Annotated in this window: 20 protein-coding genes and 1 pseudogene; 16 read left to right on the top strand and 5 right to left on the bottom strand. The window is 61.8% G+C overall.

Features of this window, described 5'->3' with window-relative positions:
- Positions 1-34: 34 nt before the first annotated feature.
- Together HU742_RS24025 and edd are read right to left on the bottom strand one after the other, a co-directional pair.
- The gene (locus HU742_RS24025; protein WP_186635314.1) at positions 35-1,000 is read right to left on the bottom strand and encodes a glucokinase; all 966 of its coding nucleotides are present in this window, start codon (positions 998-1,000) and stop codon (positions 35-37) included.
- Positions 997-2,823: a phosphogluconate dehydratase gene (edd, locus tag HU742_RS24020; RefSeq protein ID WP_186635312.1), complete on the bottom strand. Its 1,827-nt coding sequence runs from the start codon at positions 2,821-2,823 to the stop codon at positions 997-999. Before edd ends, HU742_RS24025 begins: the two co-directional genes overlap by 4 nt.
- Before the next feature lie 230 nt (positions 2,824-3,053).
- On the opposite strand from edd, the gene gap reads away from it, so the two are divergent.
- From gap to HU742_RS23960, 12 genes and pseudogenes are all read left to right on the top strand, one after another.
- Entirely contained in the window at positions 3,054-4,055 is a 1,002-nt protein-coding gene (gene gap, locus HU742_RS24015; protein ID WP_186635309.1) for a type I glyceraldehyde-3-phosphate dehydrogenase, read from the top strand.
- Between the two features lie 132 nt (positions 4,056-4,187).
- Positions 4,188-4,706: an RNA polymerase sigma factor gene (locus tag HU742_RS24010; protein ID WP_186644796.1), complete on the top strand. Its 519-nt coding sequence runs from the start codon at positions 4,188-4,190 to the stop codon at positions 4,704-4,706.
- Positions 4,707-4,821: 115 nt separating this feature from the next.
- On the top strand, positions 4,822-5,784 hold the full coding sequence (locus HU742_RS24005; protein ID WP_186644795.1) for a FecR family protein: 963 nt from the start codon (positions 4,822-4,824) through the stop codon (positions 5,782-5,784).
- Positions 5,785-5,903: 119 nt separating this feature from the next.
- Complete coding sequence (locus HU742_RS24000; protein WP_186644794.1) at positions 5,904-8,495, top strand: TonB-dependent receptor; 2,592 nt, start codon at positions 5,904-5,906, stop codon at positions 8,493-8,495.
- Positions 8,496-8,667: 172 nt separating this feature from the next.
- Positions 8,668-9,258: a biliverdin-producing heme oxygenase gene (locus HU742_RS23995; RefSeq protein ID WP_186635298.1), complete on the top strand. Its 591-nt coding sequence runs from the start codon at positions 8,668-8,670 to the stop codon at positions 9,256-9,258.
- Between the two features lie 102 nt (positions 9,259-9,360).
- Positions 9,361-10,707, top strand: coding sequence for a CoA transferase (locus HU742_RS23990; protein ID WP_186644793.1), 1,347 nt, complete (start codon positions 9,361-9,363; stop codon positions 10,705-10,707).
- 118 nt (positions 10,708-10,825) lie between these two features.
- Positions 10,826-12,254, top strand: a pseudogene (gene arcD, locus HU742_RS23985) (arginine-ornithine antiporter).
- Positions 12,255-12,278: 24 nt separating this feature from the next.
- Complete coding sequence (gene arcA / locus HU742_RS23980; protein WP_186635290.1) at positions 12,279-13,535, top strand: arginine deiminase; 1,257 nt, start codon at positions 12,279-12,281, stop codon at positions 13,533-13,535.
- Positions 13,536-13,604: 69 nt separating this feature from the next.
- The gene (locus HU742_RS23975; protein WP_186635287.1) at positions 13,605-14,615 is read left to right on the top strand and encodes an ornithine carbamoyltransferase; all 1,011 of its coding nucleotides are present in this window, start codon (positions 13,605-13,607) and stop codon (positions 14,613-14,615) included.
- Between the two features lie 36 nt (positions 14,616-14,651).
- Positions 14,652-15,581: a carbamate kinase gene (arcC, locus tag HU742_RS23970; protein WP_186644791.1), complete on the top strand. Its 930-nt coding sequence runs from the start codon at positions 14,652-14,654 to the stop codon at positions 15,579-15,581.
- Between the two features lie 64 nt (positions 15,582-15,645).
- Complete coding sequence (locus HU742_RS23965; RefSeq protein ID WP_186635282.1) at positions 15,646-16,005, top strand: DUF5064 family protein; 360 nt, start codon at positions 15,646-15,648, stop codon at positions 16,003-16,005.
- A 200-nt stretch (positions 16,006-16,205) separates the two neighbouring features.
- A complete protein-coding gene (locus HU742_RS23960) occupies positions 16,206-16,382 on the top strand; it encodes a hypothetical protein (RefSeq protein WP_186613605.1) in 177 nt (58 codons plus the stop codon).
- A 7-nt stretch (positions 16,383-16,389) separates the two neighbouring features.
- On the opposite strand, the gene HU742_RS23955 is transcribed toward HU742_RS23960, so the two are convergent.
- The gene (locus tag HU742_RS23955; RefSeq protein ID WP_186635279.1) at positions 16,390-17,283 is read right to left on the bottom strand and encodes a helix-turn-helix domain-containing protein; all 894 of its coding nucleotides are present in this window, start codon (positions 17,281-17,283) and stop codon (positions 16,390-16,392) included.
- Between the two features lie 172 nt (positions 17,284-17,455).
- On the opposite strand from HU742_RS23955, the gene pobA reads away from it, so the two are divergent.
- Both pobA and HU742_RS23945 read left to right on the top strand, forming a co-directional pair.
- A complete protein-coding gene (gene pobA, locus HU742_RS23950; RefSeq protein ID WP_186635276.1) occupies positions 17,456-18,646 on the top strand; it encodes a 4-hydroxybenzoate 3-monooxygenase in 1,191 nt (396 codons plus the stop codon).
- A 69-nt stretch (positions 18,647-18,715) separates the two neighbouring features.
- The gene (locus HU742_RS23945; protein ID WP_186644789.1) at positions 18,716-20,233 is read left to right on the top strand and encodes an MDR family MFS transporter; all 1,518 of its coding nucleotides are present in this window, start codon (positions 18,716-18,718) and stop codon (positions 20,231-20,233) included.
- Positions 20,234-20,385: 152 nt separating this feature from the next.
- Here HU742_RS23945 and HU742_RS23940 read toward each other — a convergent pair whose 3' ends face one another.
- Complete coding sequence (locus tag HU742_RS23940; protein WP_186635270.1) at positions 20,386-21,735, bottom strand: spinster family MFS transporter; 1,350 nt, start codon at positions 21,733-21,735, stop codon at positions 20,386-20,388.
- A gap of 359 nt (positions 21,736-22,094) precedes the next feature.
- Here HU742_RS23940 and HU742_RS23935 point away from each other — a divergent pair, with 359 nt between their 5' ends.
- Positions 22,095-24,269 (top strand): hypothetical protein, encoded by a 2,175-nt coding sequence (locus tag HU742_RS23935; RefSeq protein WP_186635267.1) that lies wholly within the window; start codon positions 22,095-22,097, stop codon positions 24,267-24,269.
- Between the two features lie 163 nt (positions 24,270-24,432).
- Here HU742_RS23935 and HU742_RS23930 read toward each other — a convergent pair whose 3' ends face one another.
- Positions 24,433-24,738: a DUF2288 domain-containing protein gene (locus HU742_RS23930; RefSeq protein WP_186644787.1), complete on the bottom strand. Its 306-nt coding sequence runs from the start codon at positions 24,736-24,738 to the stop codon at positions 24,433-24,435.
- 32 nt (positions 24,739-24,770) lie between these two features.
- Here HU742_RS23930 and HU742_RS23925 point away from each other — a divergent pair, with 32 nt between their 5' ends.
- Positions 24,771-25,019, top strand: a complete 249-nt coding sequence (locus HU742_RS23925; RefSeq protein ID WP_186644785.1) for a hypothetical protein — start codon at positions 24,771-24,773, stop codon at positions 25,017-25,019.
- Positions 25,020-25,023: the final 4 nt, after the last annotated feature.

Raw genomic sequence — 25,023 nt, 5'->3', positions numbered from 1 at the left:
AGGCGAGCGAGCCCGCTCCCACAGGTAGCCTATTTCAGACGAAGGCCGACGCCGATTGCTCCAACGCCACGCCCGCGCCCATCAGCCCAGAGTACGGCGCGGTCACCAGCCAGACCGGAATACCGTTGAAATAATCGCTCATACAACCTTTGTCGGCGAAGCATTTGGCGAAGCCGCTTTCGAGGAAGAAATCGGCGAACCGAGGGACTACCCCGCCAACAATGTAAACGCCGCCACGCCCACCGACCGTCAACACGTTGTTGCCCGCCACGCGCCCCAGCCAGCGGCAGAATTGCTCCAGGACTTCCAGCGCGATGGGGTCGCCGGCGAGGCCAGCTGCGGTGATCGACTCGGGGGTATCGAGCACCGGCACATGGCCGTCCACCGCGCAGATCGCCCGATAGACGCGAGGCAGGCCACTGCCGCTCAGGGCCGTTTCGGCGCTGACGTGGCCGATCTCGTTGTAGATGTGTTGCCAGAGTTGAGTCTCGCGCGGACTGCTCATTGGCAGGTCGACATGACCGCCCTCTCCCGGCAACGCCGCGAAACGGCCCTCGCCCAGGTCCAGCAGCGTACCGACGCCCAGCCCGGTGCCCGGACCAATCACCACCGCCGGGCGCATCGGCTCGGGCGTGCCCTGGCAGACGACCCGATATTCATCGGGACGCAAACAGGTCATGCCCAGGGCCATGGCGGAGAAGTCGTTGACCAGCATAAGCATGTCCACCTGCAAGGTCTTGCAGAAGGCCAGGTTGCTCAGTCGCCAATGATTGTTGGTGAAGCGAAACTCATCGCCGCTCACTGGGCCGGCCACCGACAGGCACACCGAGCCAATCGCCCCCGGCGCCATGCCCATGCCGCTCAAATACACCTTGATGGCATCTTCCGGGCAGGCGTAATCCGCCGTCGCCAGCACCTGGATGTTTTCCAGGTTGTGGTTCTTCCACAACGCGAAACGTGCGTTGGTCCCACCGATGTCACCGACCAAAGCCAGTTTCAATTAAGCGTCTCCAGGGCAGAAGTGAACGCGCTGGCGCCCTGCTCCGCCGAGCTGAAGGCCATGCGCATGAAACCGAACAGCTCGCGACCGGTGCCGATGTTGTTGCCCAACAGGCCTTTGGCCGGCTCGCGCGCGGCGAACTCATCGGCGTCCACCTTCAATTCCAAGGTGCCTTTGACGCCATCGACGCGGATGATATCGCCCTCCCGCACCCGAGCCAACGCACCACCGACATACGCTTCGGGGCTGACATGGATCGCCGCCGGGATTTTCCCCGACGCGCCGGACATGCGCCCGTCGGTCACCAGTGCCACTTTGAAGCCGCGATCCTGCAGCACGCCGAGGAACGGCGTCATCTTGTGCAGTTCCGGCATGCCATTGGAGCGCGGGCCCTGGAAGCGCATCACCGCGACAAAATCCTTCTCCAGCAAACCGGCCTTGAACGCATCGGCCAGGTCCTGTTGATCCTGGAAGACCATGGCCGGGGCTTCGACGACCTGATTTTCCAGGGCCACGGCCGAAACCTTCATCACGCCACGGCCCAGGTTGCCTTCCATCACCCGCAACCCGCCTTCCGGCGAGAAAGCACGGGCCACCGGGCGCAGGATGTTTTCGTCGAGACTTTCGGTCGGGCCGTCGCGCCACACCAGCTCGCCGTCTTCCAGGAACGGTTCCTGGGTGTAGCGACTCAAGCCATGACCGAGCACGGTGTTGACGTTCTCATGAAGCAGACCGGCTTCCAGCAGTTCGCGGATCAGGAACGACATGCCGCCCGCCGCCTGGAAGTGGTTGATGTCAGCCTTGCCGTTCGGGTAGACGTGGCTCAGGGTCGGCACCACCTCGGAGAGATCGGCCATGTCCTGCCAGGTCAACTGGATGCCCGCCGCCATGGCGATGGCCGGCATGTGCAAGGTGTGGTTGGTGGAACCGCCGGTGGCGTGGAGCGCGACGATGGAGTTGACCAGCGAACGCTCGTCGACGATTTCGCCGATGGGCATGAAATTACCGCTCTGCTTGGTCAGGCGCGTCACCTGGAACGCCGCTTCGCGGGTCAGGGCATCGCGCAGCGGCGTGTTCGGGTTGACGAACGAAGCGCCCGGCAGGTGCAGGCCCATGACTTCCATCAGCAACTGGTTGGTGTTGGCGGTGCCGTAGAAGGTGCAAGTGCCGGGGCTGTGGTAGGACTTCATCTCCGATTCCAGCAGCTCTTCGCGGGTGGCCTTGCCTTCGGCGTAGCGCTGGCGTACGTCGGCTTTTTCCTTGTTGGAAATGCCCGACACCATCGGCCCGCCTGGCACGAAGATCGTCGGCAAGTGACCGAAGCGCAGCGCGCCCATCATCAGGCCCGGGACGATCTTGTCGCAGATACCGAGCATCAGCGCGCCATCGAACATGTTGTGAGACAACGCCACCGCCGTGGACAGCGCGATCACTTCACGGCTCGGCAGGCTCAGTTCCATCCCCGCCTCGCCCTGGGTCACGCCGTCGCACATGGCGGGCGTGCCGCCGGCGAACTGGCCGACCGAGCCGATCTCGCGCAGGGCTTTCTTGATTTGTTCAGGGAAGGTTTCGTAGGGCTGGTGCGCCGAAAGCATGTCGTTATAGGACGACACAATGGCGATGTTGGCGGCGTTCATCATCCGCAAGTGATGCTTGTCTTCGGTGCCGCAACCGGCCACGCCGTGGGCGAAGTTGGCGCACTGCAACTTGCCGCGCATCGGACCGTCGCTGGCTGCACCGCGAATCAGTTCAAGGTAAGCCTCGCGTGTAGCGCGACTGCGGGCGATGAGCCGTTCGGTGACCTCAAGTACGCGGGGATGCATGTGTAGAACTCCAGGCTAACGGGTATGGCGACCTGATTGTCTATGCTGGTTCAAAGCCCCTTGCGCACCGCAGGAAAGACCGGGCGACAAACGGTTTCTGACCAATCGGACCAGTTGATTCAGGTCACTCGTTGTAGATAAAACAAAATATTGCCACTAAAAAGGCTTGTTTTCTATTTTTATGCGAATAATCTTGTAATTCCAACAACAAATCGACGGCGGCGCAGTTAATGACTCTTCGAATTGCAATCAATGGTTTTGGCCGCATCGGCCGCAACGTCCTCCGTGCACTGTATACCCAAGGCTACCGTCGCGACTTGCAGATCGTCGCCATCAACGACCTGGGCGACAGTGCAATCAATGCTCACCTGCTCAAGTTCGACACCGTCCATGGCACCTTCGATGCTGACGTACAGCACGACCATGAGAGCCTGACGGTCAATGGCGACCGCATCTCGGTCAGCGCCATCCGCAACCCGGCCGAACTGCCTTGGGCCGCCGAGAAAATCGACGTGGTGTTCGAGTGCACCGGGCTGTTCACCGACCGTGCCAAGGCCGCCGCGCATATCAACGCCGGCGCGCGCAAGGTAATCATCTCGGCCCCGGCCAAGGGCGCCGATGCCACCGTGGTGTATGGCGTTAACCACGATATCCTGCGCCAGTCCCACCAGATCATTTCCAACGCTTCGTGCACCACCAACTGCCTGGCCCCGGTGGCCCAAGTGCTGCACCGCGAGCTGGGCATCGAAAGCGGCCTGATGACCACGATCCATGCCTACACCAACGACCAGAACCTGACCGACGTCTATCACAGCGATCCGTACCGCGCCCGCTCGGCCACCCAGAACATGATCCCGAGCAAGACCGGCGCCGCCGAAGCGGTGGGCCTGGTGCTGCCGGAACTGGCTGGCAAACTGACCGGCATGGCCGTGCGTGTACCGGTGATCAATGTGTCCCTGGTGGACCTGACCGTACAGCTCAAGCGCGAAGCGTCGGCCGAAGAAGTCAACGAACTGCTGCGCCATGCCAGCCAGCATTCGAAAATCCTCGGCTACAACACCCTGCCGTTGGTCTCCAGCGATTTCAACCACAACCCGCTGTCGTCGATCTTCGACGCCAACCACACCAAGGCCAGCGGCAAGCTGCTCAAGGTATTGGCCTGGTATGACAACGAATGGGGTTTCTCCAACCGCATGCTCGATAACTGCCTGGCGTTGTGTAACGCCGAGTAACTCAGCGCGACGTCAAGGCGAGCCAATCGTGGGAGCGCGCTCCCACAACGGCTCTGCCGCAGGAAATCAGGGCTTGACCATTCGCGCAGATGATAAGCATTATCATCTACTCAAATCGGATCGGGCCCTACCGTGAGTCAATCGCGCTTTCACCACGTCTTTCTTGCCCAGCGCACACCGTTGCTGCGCACCCTCGAGCGCATGGTCAACAACCCGAGCACCGCCGAAGACCTGCTGCAGGAAACCTACCTGCGCGTCACCCGCGCGTTGGCCGAACGCACGGTCGATCATCTTGAGCCCTTTGTCTTCCAGACCGCCCGCAACTTGGCGTTGGACCATTTGCGCGCGCGGCGGATCCAGTCGCGAACCGTGCTCGACGACGTTCCGTTGGACGTAGTGAATAGTGTCGTCGCGCCCCAAAGCAGCGCCGAAGACGCCGCCCACGCCAAGCAAATGCTTGAGCGACTGAATGTGCGCTTGCAATCGCTGAGCTCGCGCCAGCAGCAGATTTTTATCCTCAGCCGCCTGCACGGCCACAGCTACCAGGACATCGCCGAGCGCTTGGGCGTGTCGTTGAGTACCGTGCAAAAGGAACTGAAATTGATCATGGCGATCTGCATGGGCGTGGCCGAACGCCTGGACACCGAGTGAGCCTGCAGAGACATTCGCAGCCAGCACCTTCGTCCAATTGTGTTGGCTGGCGAGCCTGCTAGTCTTGGTCGCCAGAAACGAAACAGCCGTGCATAGACACTGCAGAGGAAACACCGTGACGGACAACCATCGCCCCCCTGAAACCGCCGAGGCACGGCACACCGCCCATGCCATGGACCAGGCGCTGGACTGGCTGATCCTGCTCGATAACCCCAGCGAGGAACAGCGCCGACAGTTCCAGGCCTGGCTGGCGGCCGACCCGCGCCACGGCGAAGCGTTCGCCCGGGCCCAGGCGATCTGGAACGGCCCGCAAATCATCGAAAGCGCCCGGCAGCTGCAGGACCGCCCCAAGGTCAGCGCACTGTCGCGCCTGCGCAGCCATTGGAAACCATTAGCCACGGCAGCCGTGCTGTTATTGGGATTGTTCAATTTCAGCGACCTGCCGCTGCAATTCCAGGCCGATCACCTGACCGTGGTTGGCGAACGCCAACGCGTGCAACTGGAAGACGGTTCCAAGGTCCTGCTCAACACCAATTCGGCTTTTTCCAGTTCCTTCGACGAACACCGGCACGTGGCCCGGCTGTACAAGGGCGAGGCGTTTTTCGAAGTGCCAGCCAGCCGCACCCTGCCGCTGGAGCTGGACGCCGGCCCGGTCACCGCCAGCGTCAGCGATACCACATTCGCAGTGCGTTACCTGGATGGCGTCGCGCAGGTCCAGGTGCAACGCGGCGATATCGACCTGAGGGCAACCCGTTATGACACCCATGTCCGGCTCTCGGCCGGCGAGAGCATCCGCATCGGCCCCAACGGTTTCGACCGCCCGGCACGGCTCGACGTCGGCACCGACCTGGCCTGGGTCCAAGGACGACTGGTGTTCGAGAATCGGCCGCTGAGCCAGGTCCTTGCCGAATTGCGGCGCTACTACCCCGGTTGGATCATCAGCAGCAACGACCGGCTGGCCAACGTCGCGGTCACCGGCAACTACCGCCTCGATCAACCCCTCGATGTGGTGCGCTCCCTGGCCCACATAACCTCCGCGCGCCTGAGGGAATTTCCGGCGCTGGTGATCTTGAACTAAATGAGAATTATTTTTACTCGATAGGCTTCGCTGGTTCGTCTCGTTATAGCCAATGCAATTGATTCGCATCTCGCGATGCCGATCTGCACCTATAACAGATGCGACACGGAGCACTATCGATGTCCTCTCGCTTTACTTGCCGATTCCTTGCCCCTAGCACGCTGTCACTGCTGACCGCCGCCATCTTGATGGCCGGCATAGCACCGGCCGCCCTCGCCGCCAACGCCGAGCAACCGCCGGCCCGCAACATGGGCGACTACACGTTTTCGATTGCCCGGCAGCCGCTGGTCTCGGCCTTGAATGCCTTTACCGCCGTCACGGGCTGGCAGGTTGGGCTGCCCGCCGAATTGGCCGAAGGGGTCGCGTCGCCAGGCGTCAATGGCTCGCTGCCACCGGAAAAAGCCCTGGAGCGCCTGTTGGTGGGGACCAACCTGAGCTACCGCAAGCTGGGCAATAACAACATCGTTCTGGAAAAGCGCAGCGCCGGCAACGTGTTGGACCTGCAGCAGGTGACCATCAGCGCCACCCGCCAGGAACAGGACATCACCAGCGTGCCGAGCACCGTTTCGATTCATGATCGCCAGGAGCTGGACCGCAACAACGCCAACACCATCAAGGACCTGGTACGCTACGAGCCCGGCGTGTCAGTGGGCGGCGCGGGCCAGCGTGGCGGCATCAGCGGCTACAACATCCGTGGCATCGACGGTAATCGCATCCTGACCCAGATCGATGGCGTGGAAGTCCCCGGCGGTTTTTTCAACGGTCCCTACGCCAAGACCCAGCGCAATTATGTCGACCCGGAAATCATCAAGCGCGTGGAGATCCTGCGCGGGCCGGCCTCGGTGCTGTACGGCAGCAATGCCATTGGCGGCGTCGTCAGTTATTACACGCTCGACCCGGACGACATCATCAAGCCCGGCAAGGACGTCGGCGCCCGGCTCAAGACCGGCTACAGCTCCGTCGATGAAAGCTGGCTTAAATCCGGCACCGTCGCCGGTCGCAGCGGACCGTTTGATGGGCTGTTCCACTACAGCCAGCGCGACGGTCACGAAACCGAATCCTACGGCAGTAACAGCGGCACCGGCCTGGACCGCACCGCGGCCAACCCGGAAGACGTGCGCGCCCATAACGTGCTGGCCAAACTCGGCTGGAACTACAGCGATGATGCGCGCCTGTCCCTGGTCTATGAGAAGTACAAGGATGATCGCGATACCGACCTGAAGAGCGCCTACGGCGGCCCCTACGCCAACGGCCAACCGGCCATTCCCGGGTCGATCCTGCCCGGCGGCATGTACCAATGGCGCACCGGCAACGACACCATTACCCGCGAGCGTTTCGGCCTGGAACACAGCTTCGCCTTGGATAGCCTGTTCGCCGATAGCATCAAGTGGAGCCTGAACCATCAGGTCGCCAAGACCGACCAGAGCACCGCCGAGTTCTATTTCCCGATCACCCGCCAGGTACTGCGCACCCGGGAAACACTCTATGAAGAAAAGCAGTGGGTCTTCGACGCGCAGTTGGACAAGGCTTTCAGAATTGCCGACACCGATCACGCGCTGACCTACGGCACTACCCTCAAGCAACAAAAGGTCACCGGTTCGCGCAGCGGCAACGGCGTGTGCCTGGCGGTCGGCGTGGGTTGTCCCGCCGTTGGCGCAATCAGCACACGAGACGTATTGGCAAAAGCCAGTGACTTCCCGGACCCGACGATCAACACCTACAGCCTGTTCGCCCAGGACCAGATCAGCTGGGACAAATGGACCTTCACGCCAGCGCTGCGCTACGACTACACCCGGCTCAAGCCGCACCTGACCGATGAGTTCCTCCGCACCGTGGCCCCTACCGCTGGCGGCACGGTCAGCGACGACAACAAGACCTGGCATCGCGTCTCGCCCAAATTCGGCCTGACCTATGCCCTCACCGATCAATACACCTGGTACGGCCAGTATGCCGAGGGGTTCCGCACCCCGACCGCCAAGGCCTTGTACGGTCGTTTCGACAACGCTGGGGTGGGCTACAGCGTGAAGCCCAATCCCGATCTGGAACCGGAAAAAAGCCAAGGCTATGAGACCGGCCTGCGCGGTCGTTTCGATTCGGGCTCGTTCGACGTGGCGGTGTTCTACAACAAGTACCGCGACTTCATCAACGAAGACGCCATTACCCCTGGCGCCGACCAGTTGACTTTCCAGAGCAACAACATCAAGCACGCCACCATCAAGGGTGTCGAGGCCAAGGGACGCCTGGACCTGGACGTGTTCGGCGCACCACAGGGCCTCTACACCCAAGGTTCGGTCAGCTATCTCCATGGCCGCAACAACGACACCGGCGAACCGCTCAACAGCATCAACCCGCTCACCGGCGTGTTCGGCCTTGGCTACGACCAGGAGCAGTTCGGCACTTTGCTCAGCTGGACCTTGGTGAAGAAGAAAAACCGCGTCGACGACAGCAATTTCAATTCGCCCGACGGCGTTACCAGCCAGTTCAAGACGCCCGGCTTCGGCATCCTCGACTTGAGCGGCTACTACAAGGTTGCGGAGGACGTCACGGTCAGCGGCGGCCTCTACAACCTCACCGACAAAAAGTACTGGTTGTGGGATGACGTGCGCGGCTACGACAGCGTTGGCGAAGCAGCGGTGCTGAGCCCGGCCAACCTCGATCGCCTGACCGCGCCCGGGCGCAACTTCGCGGTCAACCTGATCTGGGATATCTGACCAAGGTTTTGTCGGCAAGCCAAATGTCCTGTGGCGAGGGGATTTATCCCCGCTGGGGTGCGTAGCGCCCCCAAAGCCTGCTTCTTTCGGTTCCATTTTTGTTAGGGCTGCTACGCAGCCCAGCGGGGATAAATCCCCTCGCCACAATACTTCTGTTCGAAGGAATTTTTTCATGACCACTCAACGTTCCACTCTTCGCTCCCAACGTCTGAACCAGATCACCCACGAGCCCCACGGCAAGCTCGATGCCCTGGTCAAGGCCCACGCGCCCTTCGAAACCCAGGCCAGCTACGCCCGCTTCGTCGTCGCCCAGTACCTGTTCCAATCGGAACTGGTGGCGCTGTACAACGACGCGCAACTGACCGCCCTGATCCCTGATCTGCCGGCCCGCTGCCGCGCCGAAGCGGCCAAGGCGGATCTCGCCGACCTGGACACCGAAGTACCCGCGCCCGTGGCTGGCGCGGTAAAAAAACCGACCCAGGCCGAAGCCCTCGGTTGGCTGTTCGTTTCCGAAGGATCCAAGCTCGGCGCTGCGTTTCTGATCAAGCGCGCCGTGGCCCTTGGCATGAACGAAACCTTTGGCGCTCGCCACCTGGCGGAGCCGGCGGGCGGGCGCGCCGAGGGATGGAAATCCTTCACCCGCACCCTCGACGGCCTGGCCCTTACCGCACAGCAGGAAGCCGAGGCGGACAAAGGCGCGCTGGATGCCTTCAACCGGTTTACGGTGCTGCTGGAACAAGCGTATGCGACAGAATTGGCCTGACGGTCATCCAACAGACGCAGGGCGCTTGCTCTCGCGGGGCTGCGCAGCGGCCTCCCACTGATTTTTGATCTATGCTCGCTCTCTCGTTCTGGAGGGCTTGTGATGTCAGATCTGCTTACGCCGATGCAAACCGCCCTCGGTTTGCCTACGGCCCCGATCCCCTTCACTGGCGACGGCGCCCTGCCCTCGGCCTTCGCCGTCACCGAGTTGGCGTGCGCCAGCATCGCCACGGCCGGTCAAGCGGTCGCCGAACTCATCCGCCAGCACACCGGCCGCTTGCCGACGCTTGAGGTCGACCGACGCCTGGCCTCGTTCTGGTTCTCGACCTCCCTGCGCCCGATCGGCTGGAGCGTACCGCCCATGTGGGATCCCGTGGCTGGCGACTACGCCACCGCCGACGGCTGGATTCGCCTGCACACCAATGCACCGCACCATCGCCTTGCCGCGGAAAAAGTCCTCGGCACCTGCACCGACCGCGCCGACATGGCGCGCAAAGTTGCCCGTTGGCACAAGGCGGATCTGGAACAGGCCGTGGTCGAGGCCGGTGGTTGCGCCGCGCAGATGCGATCCTGGCAAGCATGGCAGGCTCATCCACAGGGCATGGCCGTGAACGCCGAGCCCCTCGTCCACCGGCGCGACGATGGGCAAGGTCCGCTCAGGCCCTGGCTTGGCTCCGTCGCCCAGCCATTGGCCGGCCTCAAGGTACTGGACCTGACCCGCGTACTGGCCGGCCCGATTGCCAGTCGCTTCCTCGCCGGCCTGGGCGCCGATGTACTGCGCATCGACCCGCCGAGCTGGAACGAACCCGGCGTGGTGCCGGAAGTCACCCTCGGTAAACGGTGTGCCCGCCTCGACTTGCATCAATCCGCTGACCGCGCGGTGTTCGAGGCGTTGCTCAAAGACGCCGATGTCTTGCTGCACGGCTATCGCGCCGACGCACTGGAGCGCCTGGGCTACAGCGTCGAGCAACGCCGGCAAGTGGCGCCTGGGCTGATCGATGTCAGCCTCAACGCCTACGGCTGGAGCGGGCCATGGCAGCATCGCCGTGGCTTCGACAGCCTGGTGCAGATGAGCAGCGGCATCGCCGAGGCCGGCATGGTGTGGAAACAGGCCGACAAACCGACGCCGCTCCCCGTCCAGGCACTGGACCATGGCACGGGCTACCTGATGGCGGCCAGTGCGATTGTATTGTTCTCCCGCCGCTTGGCCGATGGCCGTGGCGGTTGCGCACGTTTGTCGCTGGCCCGCACGGCGAAGCTGTTGATCGAGCGAGGCGCCGCAAACGCGGCGGCACTGCGCGCCGAAGACAACGACGATCAGGGCCTGTTGGTGGAACAGACGCCGTGGGGCCCGGCACATCGACTGCACGTACCGCTGAAAATCTCCGGTACGCCGTTGCAGTGGGCGTTGCCAGCCGCCGAACTGGGGGCCCATCGCGCGCGGTGGTGAACATTCTTCGCCATCGCGCGATCCCCTACTTCCCGCTGGTTATCTGACCCAGATCAGCTGTTGTACTTTCGAATCGACCTAGGCTGTTGACTCTCTTCTCCGGCAATGGAGTCACGCAATGTCAAACACCCCTGGCAAACTTCGACTGGGTGCGTTGGTCGCGCTGGTAGTGGGCTCAATGATCGGCGGCGGGATTTTCTCGCTGCCGCAGAACATGGCCGCCAGCGCTGACGTCGGTGCAGTGTTGATCGGCTGGGCCATCACCGCCGTGGGCATGCTGACCCTGGCTTTCGTGTTCCAGACCCTGGCCAACCGCAAGCCCGATCTGGATGGCGGCGTATACGCCTATGCCAAGGCCGGATTCGGCGACTACATGGGCTTTTCCTCGGCCTGGGGTTACTGGATCAGCGCCTGGCTGGGCAACGTCGGTTACTTCGTGCTGCTGTTCAGCACGCTGGGCTATTTCTTTCCGATCTTTGGCGAGGGCAACACCGTCGCGGCGGTGATCGGCGCTTCGCTGCTGCTCTGGGCCGTGCACTTCCTGGTCCTGCGGGGCATCAAGGAAGCCGCCTTCATCAACCTGGTGACCACCGTCGCCAAAATCGTGCCGTTGCTGCTGTTCGTACTGATCGCCGTGTTCGCCTTCAAGCTCGAGATCTTCACCGCCGACATCTGGGGCCTGAAGAACCCGGACCTGGGCAGCGTGATGGATCAGGTGCGGCACATGATGCTGGTCACCGTATGGGTGTTCATCGGCATTGAAGGGGCGAGTATTTTCTCGGCCCGCGCCGAAAAACGCAGCGACGTCGGCAAGGCCACGGTCATCGGTTTCATCACCGTGCTGTTGTTTCTGGTGCTGGTGAACGTGCTGTCCGCTGGGGATCATGACCCAACCTGAACTGGCGAAGCTGCAGAACCCATCCATGGCTGCCGTGCTGGAGCATGTCGTCGGCCACTGGGGCGCGGTGCTGATCAGCGTCGGCCTGATCATCTCGCTGCTCGGCGCCCTGCTGTCCTGGGTGTTGCTGTGCGCCGAGATCATGTTCGCCGCCGCCAAAGACCACACCATGCCCGCGTTCCTGCGCCGGGAAAACGCCAACCACGTACCGGCCAACGCCCTGTGGCTGACGAACGCGATGGTGCAGGTGTTCCTGATCGTCACGCTGTTTTCCTCCAGCACTTACCTGTCGCTGATCTACCTCGCCACTTCGATGATCCTGGTGCCGTACCTGTGGTCCGCCGCCTACGCGTTGCTGCTGGCGGTGCGCGGTGAAACCTATGAGAAGGCGCTGGCCGAACGCCGCAAGGACCTGATCATCGGTGCCATCGCACTGGTCTACGCGATGTGGCTGCTGTACGCCGGCGGGATCAAATACCTGCTGCTTTCCGCCCTGCTCTACGCCCCCGGCGCGATTCTGTTCGCCAAGGCCAAGCGCGAGTTGGGCAAACCTGTTTTCACCTCGATCGAGAAGCTGATTTTCGCCGCAGTGGTCGCAGGCGCCCTGGTGGCTGCCTATGGCCTCTACGATGGCTTCCTGACGTTGTAATGGTCTTATCTGGAGGATCGTGTAATGACCACGGAAAAAGTGAAATACGGCGTCCATTCCGAGGCCGGCAAGCTGCGCAAAGTCATGGTCTGCTCCCCAGGCCTGGCTCATCAGCGGTTGACCCCGAGCAACTGCGACGAGTTGCTGTTCGATGACGTGCTGTGGGTCAATCAGGCCAAGCGCGACCATTTCGATTTCGTCACCAAAATGCGCGAACGCAACGTTGATGTCCTGGAAATGCATAATCTGCTGACTGACATCGTCGCCATTCCCGAAGCGCTCGACTGGATCCTGCATCGCAAGGTCACCGCGAACTCGGTGGGCCTGGGCCTGGTGAATGAAGTCGGTGCGTGGCTGCGCAGCCTGGAGCCGCGCCATATCGCCGAATACCTGATCGGCGGTGTCTCGGCCGATGACCTGCCGGACAGCTTTGGCGGCAAGACCATCCAGATGTTCCGCGACTTTCTCGGGCACTCCAGCTTCATCCTGCCGCCGCTGCCCAACACCCAGTTCACCCGCGATACCACCTGCTGGATTTACGGCGGTGTGACCCTGAACCCGATGCACTGGCCGGCGCGCCGCCAGGAGACCTTGCTCACCACGGCCATTTACAAATTCCACCCCGAGTTCACCCAGGCCGACTTCCAGATCTGGTACGGCGACCCGGACCACGACCACGGCAGCGCCACGCTTGAAGGCGGCGACGTGATGCCCATCGGCAATGGCGTGGTGTTGATCGGCATGGGCGAACGCTCGTCCCGCCAGGCTATCGGTCAACTGGCCCTGAACCTGTTCAAGCACAACGCCGTGGAACGCGTCATCGTCGCAGGCCTGCCGAAATCCCGCGCGGCCATGCACCTGGACACGGTGTTCAGTTTCTGTGACCGCGACCTGGTGACGGTTTTCCCGGAAGTCGTCAGTCAGATCGTGGCGTTTTCCCTGCGCCCGGACGAGAGCAAACCCGGTGGCATCGATGTACGCCGTGAAGAGGGCAGTTTCCTCGACACCGTGGCCGCCGCCCTCAAGCTGCCGGCGTTGCGGATCGTGGAAACCGGCGGCAACAGCTTCGCCGCCGAGCGCGAGCAATGGGACGACGGCAACAACGTGGTCGCCCTGGAACCCGGCGTGGTGATCGGCTACGACCGCAACACCTACACCAACACCCTGCTGCGCAAGGCCGGTGTGGAAGTCATCACCATCAGCGCCGGCGAACTCGGCCGAGGCCGTGGCGGCGGCCATTGCATGACCTGCCCGATCATTCGCGACCCTATTGACTACTAACCTCCGAGCCTGGGCCAGTCATTACCCAAGACTGGCCCAGGGGATAACCGACACCCAAGGAGATCCATCATGGCTTTCAATATGCGCAACCGCAGCCTGCTCTCGCTGATGCACCACACGACCCGCGAGCTGCACTTTTTGCTGGACCTGTCCCGCGACCTCAAGCGCGCCAAATACACTGGCACCGAGCAGCCGCACCTCAAGGGCAAGAACATCGCACTGATTTTCGAGAAAACCTCGACCCGCACCCGCTGCGCCTTCGAAGTCGCCGCCCATGACCAGGGCGCCCACGTCACCTACATCGACCCGGTGTCGTCGCAGATCGGCCACAAGGAAAGCATGAAAGACACTGCCCGAGTCCTGGGGCGGATGTTCGACGCCATCGAATACCGGGGCTTCGAACAGGAAATCGTCGAGGAACTGGCGAAGTTTGCCGGCGTCCCGGTGTTCAACGGCCTGACAGCCGAATTCCACCCTACCCAAATGATCGCTGACACCCTGACCATGCGCGAACACAGCGACAAACCGCTGCATGACATCAGCTACGCCTACTTGGGCGACGCCCGCTACAACATGGGCAATTCGCTGCTGATGATCGGCGCCAAGCTGGGCATGGACGTGCGCATCGGCGCGCCGAAAGCGCTATGGCCGCATCAGGATTTCATCGACCAGTGCCAGGCTTTCGCCGCCCAAAGCGGTGCCCGTATTACCATCACCGAAGACCCGAAAGAAGCGGTCCAGGGCGTGGATTTCATCCACACCGATATCTGGGTCTCGATGGGCGAACCGGTGGAAGCCTGGGACGAGCGCATCAAGCAACTGCTGCCCTACCAGGTCAACGCGCAGATGATGCAAGCCTCGGGCAATCCCCGGGTGAAATTCATGCACTGCCTGCCAGCCTTCCACAACAGCGAAACCAAGGTCGGCAAGGACATCGCTGCGCGCTATCCGAACCTGGCCAACGGTGTTGAAGTCACCGAGGACGTGTTCGAGTCCCCAGCCAACATCGCCTTCGAGCAAGCGGAGAATCGCATGCACACCATCAAGGCGATCCTGGTGGCGGCGTTGGCGGATATCTAGGCACCCGACCCATTCCTCTGTCAGAAGGACAGCACCATGCGCATCGTCGTTGCTCTGGGCGGAAACGCCCTCCTGCGTCGGGGTGAACCCATGACCGCCGACAACCAACGCAGCAACATCCGCACCGCGACTGAGCAGATCGCGAAAATCCACCCTGGCAACCAACTGGTCATCGCCCACGGCAACGGCCCGCAGGTCGGCCTGCTGTCGCTGCAAGCGGCGGCCTACACCTCGGTCGCGCCCTACCCACTGGACGTGCTGGGCGCCGAGACCGAGGGCATGATCGGCTACATCATCGAACAGGAACTGGGCAATCTGCTGGACTTCGAGGTGCCCTTCGCGACGCTCCTGACCCAGGTCGAAGTGGACGCCAACGACCCGGCTTTTGAAAACCCGACCAAGCCCATCGGCCCGGTCTACAGCCACGAAGAAGCGCAGAAATTAGCCGCTGAAAAAGGTTGGACTATCGCCCCGGACGGCGATAAGTACCGCCGAGTGGTCGCCAGCCCGCGCCCCAAGCGCATCTTTGAAATCCGCCCGATCAAGTGGTTGCTGGAGAAGGGCAGCATCGTGATCTGCGCCGGGGGTGGCGGCATCCCGACGATGTACGACGCCAACGGCAACCTGCAAGGCGTGGAAGCGGTGATCGACAAGGACCTATGCTCGGCGCTCTTGGCCGAACAGTTGGAGAGCGATCTGCTGGTGATCGCCACGGACGTCAACGCCGCTTTTGTCGACTTCGGCACGCCGGCTCAGAAAGCCATCGCCCAGGCCCACCCCGACGCCCTGGAAAAACTCGGTTTCGCCGCCGGCTCCATGGGGCCAAAGGTACAGGCCGCCTGTGAATTTGCCCGCAACACCGGCAAGGTCGCCGTGATCGGGTCGCTATCGGACATCGATGCTATCGTCCAGGGCACCGCCGGCACCCGCGTCAGCACGGCAACGCCGGGCATGGTTTATCGGTAACGGCAAAACTTATGCAGCAGGCGCGGTGTCTGCCGTTCTCCACGCCTTCGAAAGAGAGACGCTTATGGCCATGTTCGAACCCGGTCACCTGCACATGGAGCGCCATGCGCTGAACAAGGACGACTACAGCTACAACCTGTGCATTGATTACGAAGTCGCGCAGGACCCCAAGGAAGGAACGGGCATGTCATTCCGACTGCACGGCACGGTGGAAGACAAGAGCGTGGACGAGACGTTTTTCCTGGCCAAGGACCAGGCCTTCGACTTCGCCCGCCACGCCACGCGCATCGCCCAGCAGTACGGCATGCCCAAGAGCGCCAGCATCGGTTCGATGCACAAGTATTATGACGAGATGTTCGAAGACGTTCGCCAGCAGTTGGACGTCAAGCCGGGGGATCCGATGAAGCCAGAACACCTGGAATAATCGCCCGGCTTCCCGGCCTGAAGTAAACCCGTGGCGAGGGAGCTTGCTCCCTCGCCACTATCACTGCTGGGGATCCTCCCTCAGGGCGTATCAGTGCCCTGAATATCGGGCTACACACAACACCTTCCTCACTGGCAACCCGCCACGGCTGACCTATGCTGAAAACAGTACCCCCGGGTATTCGTTCAGAGGTCATCGCCATGAACATCAAGACAAGAAGACGCCTCGCCATTTTTGTCACCTGCACTGCCACGCTTGCGCTGTATGGCACCGCGGCTTATCGAGTCGAGCAGGCCAGGCAATTGCCCCGTGATTACGCCAGTTGCAACTTCGAGCGCTGCATACCGCACAACGCCACCTTGAACGCGCTGCGCTGAGGCGGTTTCAGTCGTCCTGCGGGTCGGTCTTGAGCCGGTCGCGGAAGGCCTTGGGCGAGATGCCGACGCGCCGGCGGAACAGTCGGGTGAAGTTGGTCGGATCAGAGAAGCCGAGCACCTCGGAAATCTCGTAGATCGTCATGCCGGTATAAGTCAGCAGCCGCTTGGCTTCCAGCAACTGACGCTCATGCATGATCTGCAACGCCGGCTGCCCTGCCAGCTCGCGACAGGTGCCGTTGAGGTGTGACACCGAGATGCCCAGGCGATGGGCCAGGTCCTCTACCTTGACGTGCTGGCGATAAGTTTCTTCCACCAACTGAATGAACCCGTTGAGGTATTCCCGAGCCCGTTGCGGACGCTGGCTGGAGGTGCGCCGGTGCATCACTTGCCGACTGACCCAGACCATGATCACGCTGACCAGCGCATGCATCAGCATTTCCCGGGCCGGTTGGTGGCCGACGTACTCCGCCTGCAAGGCGCTGAACAGGCTGTTGAGATAATCGGCATTTTCACCGGCTGGGTAGGCTTCAGCCTGGGCCAGGACATTCACCGAATGGCCGAGCTGCGCCTGCAGGTGCGTCACCAGCGGCGCCGCCAGGGTCACCACATAGCCTTGCACATCTTCGGAAAAACGAAAGCCATGCACCGACAGCGGCGGCAGGATCTGCACGGCGGGCTCCTCGAGCCGGGTGCGCTGGCCTTCGATTTCCAGTTCTGCCTGGCCTTTGAAGACAAACAGCAACTGGCACAGGTCGGCATGCCGATGGGGCTTGATTTCCCATTGGTGCTCGCTGCTGCGCGAGGAAATGGTTTCGCAGTGCAGCAGGTCCGGCGTCGGCCAATCCTGGCTCTCGCCATAAAGCTTGAACACCGGAATCGAAGGCAGCTCAGTTTTCTTCATAACGAGGTTCGGCCTCGGGTTACGGGCGATAATCGCACCGATTGGCAGAAAGTACAGGTATCAGCGCAGTTTTCCCCTTCAATTGACAGGTTCGCAAGCGAAAAATGCAGGCCAGGATTACTAATAATAAACACCGACCCTGGTCGCGTGCTCCTTGCGAGTCATAACAACAATGAAAACACTCAAGACCCAAGTCGCCATTATCGGCGCCGGCCCCTCTGGACTGCTGCTCGGCCAGCTGCTGCACAACGCCGGCATCGACACCCTGATCCTTGAACGCCAGACGCCCGACTACGTCCTCGGTCGCATCCGCGCCGGCGTACTCGAGCAAGGCATGGTCGATCTGCTGCGCCAGGCCGGCGTTGGCCAGCGCATGGACGCCGAGGGCCTGCCCCATGACGGTTTCGAACTGGTGCTCAGCGGCCGGCGCGTGCACATCGATCTCAAGGGACTGACCGGCGGCCAGAACGTCATGGTCTACGGCCAGACTGAAGTCACCCGCGATCTGATGGCCGCTCGCCAGGCATCCGGCGCCCAAACGCTGTATCAAGTCGATAACGCCCAGCCCCACGACTTGCAAACCGAACGCCCCTTCGTGACCTTCGAACACGTCGGGGAAACCTGGCGCCTGGACTGCGACTACGTGGCCGGCTGTGACGGTTTCCACGGTGTCGCGCGGCAGTCGATCCCGACGGAAAAACTCAAGGTTTTCGAGCGTGTCTACCCGTTCGGCTGGCTCGGCATTCTCGCCGACACCCCGCCTGTCCACGAGGAACTGGTGTACGCCCGCCACGAGCGCGGCTTCGCCCTGTGCAGCATGCGCTCGCGGACCCGCACGCGTTACTACCTGCAGGTGCCTGCCGAAGAGCAAGTGGCCGATTGGTCGGACGAGCGTTTCTGGACCGAGCTGAAGAACCGCCTGCCCGCCGACCTGGCCGAAACGCTGGTGACCGGTCCTTCCATCGAGAAAAGCATCGCGCCGCTGCGCAGTTTCGTCGTCGAACCGATGCAGTACGGGCGGATGTTCCTGGTGGGCGACGCCGCTCACATCGTTCCGCCCACCGGCGCAAAAGGCTTGAACCTGGCCGCCAGTGATGTCAGCACGTTGTACAACATTCTGCTGAAGGTCTACCGCGACGGCCGCGTGGATCTGTTGGAACGTTATTCGGCGATCTGCCTGCGACGCGTGTGGAAAGCCGAGCGATTCTCCTGGTGGATGACGTCGATGCTGCACCGCTTCGAGGACGATGCGTTCAACCAGCGCATCAGCGAAGCGGAGCTGGAATATTTCGTGGACTCCGAGGCGGGCCGAAAAACCATCGCGGAAAATTATGTGGGGCTTCCTTACGAGGCTATCGAATAGCCGACTATCGATTTAAACTGCGGGCTCCCGTCCATTCGCCGCCCCGGCGCGATGCCCGCAGGTCTCACCTTGACTCAGCTCGACACGTCCCAAGCCCGGCAACCCGTAATCCGCAGCGTGCTGGTTGCGTTGATGATGGCGATTTTTCTCGGGGCGCTGGACCAGACCATCGTCGCGGTCTCGATGTCGGCCATTTCCGCGCAATTCAAGGACGTCAGCCTGTTGGCCTGGGTGATCTCGGGCTACATGGTCGCCATGACCGTTGCGGTGCCGATCTACGGCAAGCTGGGCGACCTGTACGGTCGCCGACCGCTGATGCTGTTCGGCATGGGCCTGTTCACCGTGGCCTCGCTGTTTTGTGGCCTGGCGCAGGACATGGAGCAACTGGTACTGGCGCGGATCGTCCAGGGCATCGGCGCTGGCGGGATGATTTCCGTGAGCCAGGCGATCATCGGCGACATCATCCCACCCCGGGAGCGGGGTCGTTACCAGGGTTATTTCAGCAGCATGTATGCGGTGGCCAGCGTCGCCGGGCCGGTGTTGGGCGGCTACATGACCGAGTACCTGTCGTGGCGCTGGGTGTTCTGGATCAACCTGCCGCTGGGCCTGGGCGCGTGGTGGGTGGCCCGTCGCAGCCTGGTGGGGCTGCCCGTGCCGCAACGCACACCGATCATCGACTACCTGGGCACCGTTTTGCTGATCATCGGCCTGACCGCGCTGCTGCTGGGCATTACCCAGATCGGCCAGGGCCACGCCTGGCACAGCCGCGAGGTACTCGGGTTGCTGGCTTGTGCGGTGATCGTGCTGGCAAGTTTCGTCTGGCACGAACGCCGTGCCCGGGAGCCGTTGCTGCCCATGCACCTGTTCGTCAACCGCAGCGCGGTGTTGTGCTGGTGCACGGTGTTCTTTACCAGTTTCCAGGCGATCTCGTTGACGGTGCTGGTGCCATTGCGCTTCCAGAGCGTGACCGGCGCCGGTGCCGACAGCGCCGCGTTGCATCTGCTGCCGCTGGCGATGGGCTTGCCGATAGGCGCCTATTTCGCCGGGCGCCGTACTTCGATTACCGGACGCTACAAACCGATGATTCTCAGTGGCGCCCTGCTCTTCCCGTTTGCCATCCTCGGCATGGCATTCACCCCGCCGGATGCGTTCTGGCTCAGCGGCCTGTTCATGCTGCTCAGCGGCATTGCGTCCGGCATGCAATTTCCCACGTCGCTGGTGGGCTCGCAAAATTCAGTGGAACAACGGGATATCGGCGTGGCCACCAGCACCACCAACCTGTTCCGCTCCCTCGGCGGGGCAGTGGGCGTGGCACTGATGTCGGCCTTGCTGCTGGCCCTGCTGCAGGGGTCGGGCCTGGCCCAGCTCGCCGGTTCGGCGCTGATAGGCGAAAGGCACTCCGGCAACGTCCTGCTGGACGGCCTCAACGCCGCACCGGGCCAGACCTTGGACGCCTTGCATGAGCAATTGCGGGCAACGTTCCGGCACTTGTTGATGATCAGCGCGGCGGTGTCGTTGCTGGGCTTGGCCGCGGCGCTGGCGATGCCGAATCACCTGTTGCGAGGGCGAGAGGAAAAAGCCCGGTAGTGTCGATAGCACTTCCCCGTGGAGAGGGAGCTTGCTCCCGCTGGGTCGCGAAGCGGCCCCAATAATCCTTGGCTTAATCAATACCTTGGGCCTGCTGCGCAGTCCAGCGGGAGCAAGCTCCCTCGCCACGAAAGCGCTTTTGCCCACCGATCTCAGGCCGTCGCCGCGACACCTTCCGGCATCACATCCGCGCTCATCCCGTCCTTCATCCGCTTGGCATCACGCACGAAGCAGCGAGACGCCAGGAACAAGAACACCATGGTCAACAACAGCGCTACCGGGATCAGGTACATCGCGTCATGCAAGCCGATGGCCTTGAACGCTTCGGTCATCTGGTCGACGCCTGCGGCGGCCATGGCGGTATGGGCGAAGTAGTCGGACAAGCCGCCGACCACCACCGGCCCCAGGCCGCCGCCGAGCAGATACAGCCCGGCAAAATACAAGGCCATCGCGGTGGCGCGCAGGCGCGGTTCGACGACGTCCTGGATCGCGGTGTAGACGCAGGTGTAGAAGTTGTAGGCAAACAGCCAACCCACGCTGAACACCGCCACGAACACACCGATTTCGATGCGCCCGGCATGCAACGCCCACGCGGTGGTGACCGTCGAAATAGCCAGGCTGAACGCCGCGAACAGCAAGCGGCCGTTGGGCACGCGCTGGTGAATCTTGTCGGCCACCCAGCCCCCGAGCGTCAACCCGAACAACCCGGTCACGCCGACCATGATCCCGGTCGCCACGGCGGCCTCGTGCAGCGGCATCAGGAAATAACGCTGCAACATCGGCACCAGGAATGAGTTGCAGGCATAAGTGGCGAAGTTGAAACACAGCCCCGCCATCACCAGCCACAGGAATGTAGGGACCGCCAACACCCGGCGAACCGGCCGATCGACCTTTTCCTGGGACACCTGCACGGCTTCCGCCGCGCCGCGCTTGGGCTCCTTGATGAAAAACATGAAGACCGCCAGCACCAATCCCGGCACCGCCGCGATAAAGAACGGCGCACGCCAGCTGTCGAACGCCTTGACCATCGCGCCAATGGTGAAGAACGCCAACAGCAGGCCCAGCGGCAGGCCGAGCATGAAGATGCCCATCGCCCGAGCCCGGCGGTGGGCCGGGAACAGATCGCCAATCAACGAGTTGGCCGCCGGTGCATAACTGGCTTCACCGATGCCCACCCCCATGCGCACCACCAGGAACGCCCAGAAACTGCCCACCAGGCCGTTGACCGCCGTCAGCCCGCTCCAGGCCGCGAGGCCCCAGCCCATCAGCTTGCTGCGCGAACCGGTATCGGCCATGCGCCCCAACGGCAAGCCGGCAATGGCGTAGACAATGGTGAAGGCGGTACCGATGATGCCGATCTGGAAGTCGCTGAGGCTCCATTCCATGCGGATCGGCTCGATGATGATCGCCGGGATGGTGCGGTCGAAGAAATTGAACAGGTTGGCCAGGAACAACAGGAACAGAATGCGCCAGGCATTCGCCGCTTGGGTCGAGTTCTGCATGGGTCCGTCTCTTTTTTATTGTTGGGCGAGGCATCCGAGCCCGGAGCCTGCAATCTAGACAGCCGCGCGCGCGCTGTCTTCAATCATTCGCAGGGCTGATACCCGACCATGGCGCGTGGCGTTATTCATGACCTCGGTCAATTACCGGTAACAATAGCCATCATTTTGCCTGTTAACCGTTAAAGAACGCCGCGCGATGGCCGATCCAAGATGATCAGGACAAGATTCCCCCGAGCGCTGGTCAGGCTGCAGCCCTGAACGCTTGGGCCGACATTCGCGACCGTCAGGACGCGAGTTCCCATCCGCGATGGTTCGATGACAGAGGTCGTCGGACCGACCAGTCAGGCATACGGCGCACAATGACCTCCAAAAAAACAGCCACTGCGGTATCCGATCTGACCTTGAGCCCGGCCGCCAACGGTCCAGAAGTCTCGAAGCCGTCGATTCCCCCGCGCCCACTGGCGACCCAGCAATACCTGTATTTCACCGAGACCAACACCGACCGCATCCTCGATAACCTCGATGGCCTGCGCGATGCCGTGTTCCCCCGTCCGCCCCACCTGGTGGACGACGAGAGCGAGCGTGGCCAGCAGGAATTCCCGTCGGTGTGCCTGATCGGGCTGGGGCGCTGCGGCTCCAACATCGCCCTGGACGTCGCGGAGCTGGTCTATAACGCCCGCAAGTTCTACCTCAACGAATTCAACGCCGAAGACAAGAGCTACGGCGACAAGGGCTATCGCCCGGCCCAGTGGATGCGCAACCTGCGCCTGGGCCATGGCAAGGCCAGCAAACCGGTATTTTTGGTAGAACCGCTGGTCATGCTCGGCGATTTGGACAAGGACATCGCCGGGCGCATCCGCTTCTCGCGCAAGGGCGAGAAAAGCGGTTTCCTGCGCGACTACAGCAAAATGAAAATCATGGACCTGTCGGAAGTCCATGCCGGCGGCGCCGGTAACGCGCCGATCCTCGGCCAGTACCTGGCGAAGATCATCCTGAACAAGGACACCCAGCGTTTCTCCAGCCCCGACTGGAAAATGATCCACTCGTACCTGATCGACAGCTGCGGCATCAAGGCCAACCAGTCGCGCCTGTATTTCTCGATCTTCAGCGCCGGCGGCGGTACCGGCTCGGGCATGGCCTCGGAGTTCGGCCTGGCCCAGCAGTATTCGTACATGAACAAGACGTTCGACACCAAGCCAATGGACGAGCACGACAGCAAGAGCGGCCACTCCTTCGTCTTCGAGCCGATCTTCACCAGCGGCATCTGCGTGCTGCCGAACATTTCCGATCACCGCAGTGAAATGTCCGAGGCGCTGCACATCAACGCCGGACGCCTGCTGTGCAAATACCTCTCGGAAGAATGGGACTTCTCCTACAACTTCGCCAATGAAGACAGCAGCGAAGCCAGCGTCATGGGCCGTATCCGTCCATGGAACGCGATGATGCTGATCTCCAACGACATCATGCGTTACGCCGAGGAAAGCGATGACGGCAACATCCAGAACATTGATGTCAATGCGATGGAGAAGCACGCCAACCAGTACATTTCCCAGCAGATCTTCAATATTCTGACGGCCCAGGCCGTCACCACCGACTACGACCAGAACTATTTCCGGCGCGCCGGCATCGACATCGGCGAGACCATCCGCCTCGACGCAAACGACCTGTTCATGAGCCTGGCCGGCCCGGTGGCGATTGCCTACGCCGAATCCGTGGTCCCGGAAACCCCCGCGCCGAGCGGCGACAAGTTCAAGGTGTTCGAGAAAGAACCGCCGCGCTTGAACATCGACGACCTGTTCTTCCGCTCCATCGACCTGCCGCACTTCAACAAAGTCACCCAGGCCATCGAAGGCATCAGCCTGCTGCCCATCGAATCCAAGCGCTACCGGGCCTCGCTGGAGCAATACAAGAATTCCGGCTACGACGCCGCCGCCCTGCACGACCTGCACTTTTTCAAGAACTGCTCGTCGGTGGTGTCGATCGTCTCGCTGCCTAAAGACTACAAGCTGTCCTACATGGACCTGAACCGGCTCAAGACCCACCTCAACAGCTTGTTCCCCAACACCACGCTCAAGCGTTACGCCTTGGTGATCGGCGCCTCGGCCAACCTGTCGCTGACCACCTTGATCGCCAAGAGCCCGTGCCTGTCGGACGACTTCCTGACGCTGATCGTGGCCTTCATCAAGCGCTGCTTCGCCCGCAACCCGTACCGCTTCGACGACACCCTGGACAACTCGATCCTGGACTTCATCATCAATGAAGAGTTCGATGAAGGACGCATTGATGAGCTGCTCAACGAATTCGAGAACCCGGCGAAGATCCTCGATACCAACTGGTACGCGATCAAGCCGATGTACGAGAAGAAATACCGCGAGCTGATCAGTGACAAGGACAAGTTTGTCTCGATCAACGACATCCGCCTGTCCCGCGACTGCGTAAAGAAGTCGATCAAGTACCTGCGCGAGATCTACCGTCACCGGATCGGCAAGACCAAGGTTATTTCTCTTAATAACCATACCGGCAAGAGTTACTGAGGCATTCAGAAACAATTGAGCAGCCCAAAGGCTGCTCAATAAACTGTTCCCGTTACGTATACGTCACCCTCCCTTGTGGCGTTTCGCCACGGCAGGCTGCCATCACGCTACTCACGTACACACTTTCTCAAGCAAAAAAACACGAGCCAACTTGGTGCATCGATCAATTCGATGCCCTTTCCTGGATCAAAATCCACGGCGAAACCACCACGGCCCAAAGCTGCGGATCTCGCTCGAAGAGATCCAGCGCCCGCGTCTCAGACAGCTTGGCAAGCTGCCCGGCGTCCAGCCAGGTGGCGACTTTAGTCCCTTCGTCCTGGGCAACGGCCTCGGCCGCGGCGATCAGATCCAGTGCGGGATCGACCCACAATAGGGCACCCTTGGCAAAGAACGGCTCCAGCTCCTTCCAGGTGATGGATGCCGTTTCACCGAGCAATTTGGCATAGAGGGTGCTAGGTTCTTGATTCATGGGGGAGCTGTCCGGAAAAGAAATCGGCGCGAATGATAACGTCGGTGGTCTGGCAGAAAAACCCGGTTGCAATTGCAGTACCGATTGAAAAGCGCAGCAAAGCCAAGGATTGCCGATTTGACCGGTCCAACCCCGCCGCCAATCTGTCTTTTTCTTTCAATAAAGCGACACCCTCGGGTTTTGCCCCCAAGCGCCAGCTTCCCTTGCCAACAATCGGCGCTCTACACTGTACCGGTACAGTTGCCGGGGGCATTTTCCGCGAGGATATCCAAGATATCTGACCCG

Source organism: Pseudomonas marvdashtae (assembly GCF_014268655.2).
Lineage (GTDB): Bacteria > Pseudomonadota > Gammaproteobacteria > Pseudomonadales > Pseudomonadaceae > Aquipseudomonas > Aquipseudomonas marvdashtae.
The sequence above is the reverse complement of the archived record's forward strand: the minus strand, read 5'-3'. Positions and strand labels throughout refer to the sequence as shown.